This is a genomic window from Streptomyces sp. SID1328 (genome assembly GCF_009865595.1).
In the GTDB taxonomy this organism is placed as follows: Bacteria; Actinomycetota; Actinomycetes; order Streptomycetales; family Streptomycetaceae; genus Streptomyces; species Streptomyces griseoluteus.
Map to the genome: position 1 here is coordinate 1 of NZ_WWKH01000829.1, position 2,944 is coordinate 2,944.

Consider the following 2,944-nt stretch of genomic DNA (forward strand, 5'->3'; position numbering starts at 1 on the left):
CGGGGCCGCGCGGGTCGCGGCCGGGATGCTCGCCGCGGTCACCGAGCTGCACCACGGCGAGGAGGGGCTGCTCGCGCTCAACCTGGCCTCCGCGCGCCGCTATCCCCAGTTCGCCGCCGAGCTGGCCGAGGCCACCGGCCACGACCTGGGCTACCGCCGCTCGGGCACGCTGGCCGTCGCCTTCGACACCGACGACCGCGCCCAGCTCCGCGAGGTGCACGAGCTGCAGCTCCGGTGCGGGCTGGACTCCCAGTGGCTGTCCGGGCGGGAGTGCCGACGGCTGGAACCGATGCTGGCGCCCGGTGTGCGCGGCGGGCTGCGGGCCGACGGGGACCATCAGATCGATCCCCGGCGGCTGGCGGCCGCGCTGCTCGCCGCCTGCGAGCGGGCCGGGGTGGCCTTCCACCGCACGTGGGCCGCCCGGCTCGACACCGCCGGGGACCGGGCCACCGGGATCACCACGGCGGACGGCACCCCCCTGGCCGCCGGTCAGGTGGTGCTGGCGGGCGGCAGCCTGAGCAGGCGGCTTCAGGGCGTGCCCGACGCGCTCGTACCGCCGGTGCGCCCGGTGAAGGGACAGGTGCTGCGGCTGACCGTGCCGCCCCCGTACCGGCCGTTCCTCAGCCGCACCGTGCGGGCCGTGGTGCGCGGCGGGCCGGTGTACCTGGTGCCGCGCGAGAACGGCGAGCTGGTGATCGGTGCGACCACCGAGGAGCTGGGGTACGACACCACGGTCACCGCGGGCGGGGTGTACGAGCTGCTGCGCGACGCCCATGAGCTGGTGCCCGGCATCACCGAGCTGCCGCTCACCGAGACCCTGGCCGGACTGCGCCCCGGCTCCCCCGACAACGCCCCGCTGCTCGGCCCCTCCGGCCTCGACGGCCTGCTGCTGGCCACCGGGCACCACCGCAACGGCGTGCTGCTCACGCCCGTCACCGGGGACGTCATGGCCGACGTGCTGTGCGGCGCGGGCCTGCCCGAGGTGGCCCGCCCGTTCTCGCCGCGCCGCTTCGCCGCCCCCTCCCCCACTCTGGAGCACTCCGTATGAACATCTCCGTCAACGGCGAGCGCCGCGAGGTGGCGCCCGGCACCGCCCTGGACGCCGTCGTACGCGTCCTCACCCCGGCGCCCTCCGGAGTGGCCGCCGCCGTCAACGAGACCGTGGTCCCGCGCACCAGGTGGGCCGAGACCGGCCTCGCCGAGGGCGACCGGGTCGAGGTTCTCACCGCCGTGCAGGGAGGCTGACCATGACCACCGATCCCCTGGTCCTCGGCGACCTGGCCCTGGACTCCCGGCTGATCATGGGCACCGGCGGCGCCCCCAGCCTGGACGTGCTGGAGCGCTCGCTGATCGCGTCCGGCACCGAGCTGACCACGGTGGCGATGCGCCGGGTGGACCCCGGCGCGCACGGCTCGGTGCTGTCGGTGCTGGAGAAGCTCGGCATCCGTGTCCTGCCCAACACCGCGGGCTGCTTCACCGCCGGAGAGGCGGTGCTGACCGCCCGGCTGGCCCGCGAGGCGCTCGGCACCGACCTGGTGAAGCTGGAGGTGGTGGCCGACGAGCGGACCCTGCTGCCGGACCCGGTGGAGACGCTGGACGCGGCCGAGACGCTGGTCGACGACGGCTTCACGGTACTGCCGTACACCAACGACGACCCGGTGCTGGCCCGCAGGCTGCAGGACGTGGGGTGCGCGGCCGTGATGCCGCTGGGCTCCCCGATCGGCTCCGGGCTCGGCATCCGCAACCCGCACAACTTCGAGCTGATCATGGAGCAGTCGTACGTCCCGGTGATCCTGGACGCCGGTGCCGGTACGGCCTCCGACGTGGCGCTGGCGATGGAGCTGGGGTGCGCCGGTGTGATGCTCGCCTCGGCCGTCACCCGTGCGCAGGACCCCGAGACGATGGCCTCCGCCATGCGGTACGCCGTGCACGCCGGGCACCTGGCGCGGCGGGCCGGACGCATCCCGCGCCGCCATTTCGCGCGGGCGTCCTCCCCCGCCGAGGGGCGCGCGGACCTCGACCCCGAGCGCCCGGCGTTCACCTCGCGAGACGGTCACAGCTCTGCTGCAGCCGCTCACCCGGACGGCGCAGCGGGAGCCACCTCCGCGCACCCCTCGTAGACTCGCCCGCGTGGATATGACGCTTCAGGACCCCCTCCTCGGCCAGGTGCTCGACGGCCGCTATCGCGTCGAGGCGCGGATCGCCGTCGGCGGGATGGCGACCGTGTACCGGGCCCTGGACATCCGGCTGGACCGGGTCCTGGCGCTCAAGGTGATGCATCCGGCGCTGGCCGCCGACGGCGCCTTCGTGGACCGGTTCATCCGCGAGGCCAAGTCGGTCGCCCGCCTGTCCCACCCCAATGTGGTGCAGGTCTTCGACCAGGGCACCGACGGGGGTTACGTCTACCTCGCGATGGAGTACGTCGCCGGGTGCACCCTGCGTGACGTGCTGCGCGAGCGGGGCGCGCTGCAGCCGAGGGCGGCCCTGGACATCGTGGAGCCGGTGCTCGCCGCGCTGGGCGCCGCGCACCGGGCCGGGTTCGTGCACCGTGACATGAAGCCGGAGAACGTGCTGATCGGGGACGACGGCCGGGTCAAGGTCGCCGACTTCGGTCTGGTGCGCGCGGTCGACACGGTCACCAGCACCACCGGCTCGGTCCTCGGCACCGTCTCCTACCTGGCCCCGGAGCAGATCGAGCAGGGCACCGCCGACCCCCGCGTGGACGTGTACGCCTGCGGTGTCGTGCTCTACGAGATGCTGACCGGCGCCAAGCCGCACTCCGGGGACTCCCCCGCCCAGGTCATCTACAAGCACCTGAACGACGACGTGCCCCCGCCCTCGGCGCTGGCGCCGGGGCTGGCCCCCGAGCTGGACGGGCTGGTGGCCGCCGCCACCGCCCGCACCCCGGCCCTGCGCCCCGCGGACGCGGCCGCGCTGCTCGGCG

General features: G+C 74.9%; 3 protein-coding genes and 1 pseudogene. All 4 read left to right on the forward strand.

The genetic code is table 11. The features are described from left to right. A partial coding sequence (thiO, locus tag GT030_RS26575; RefSeq protein WP_161203281.1) for a glycine oxidase ThiO occupies positions 1-1,048 on the forward strand: 1,048 nt, incomplete at its 5' end. Continuing rightward, positions 1,045-1,245 (forward strand): sulfur carrier protein ThiS, encoded by a 201-nt coding sequence (gene thiS, locus GT030_RS26580; protein WP_030810212.1) that lies wholly within the window; start codon positions 1,045-1,047, stop codon positions 1,243-1,245. The genes thiO and thiS, both read left to right, overlap by 4 nt. A 2-nt stretch (positions 1,246-1,247) precedes the next feature. Next, positions 1,248-2,039: pseudogene (locus tag GT030_RS26585) on the forward strand (thiazole synthase); the annotation flags it as partial. 91 nt (positions 2,040-2,130) lie between these two features. Continuing rightward, positions 2,131-2,944 (forward strand): protein kinase (locus GT030_RS26590; RefSeq protein WP_161203283.1); only part of this gene is annotated, 814 nt, incomplete at its 3' end.

Bases quoted from the DNA above. Each gene is read 5' to 3' on its own strand.
- thiS (WP_030810212.1), top strand. From the start codon at position 1,045: ATGAACATCTCCGTCAACGGCGAGCGCCGCGAGGTGGCGCCCGGCACC.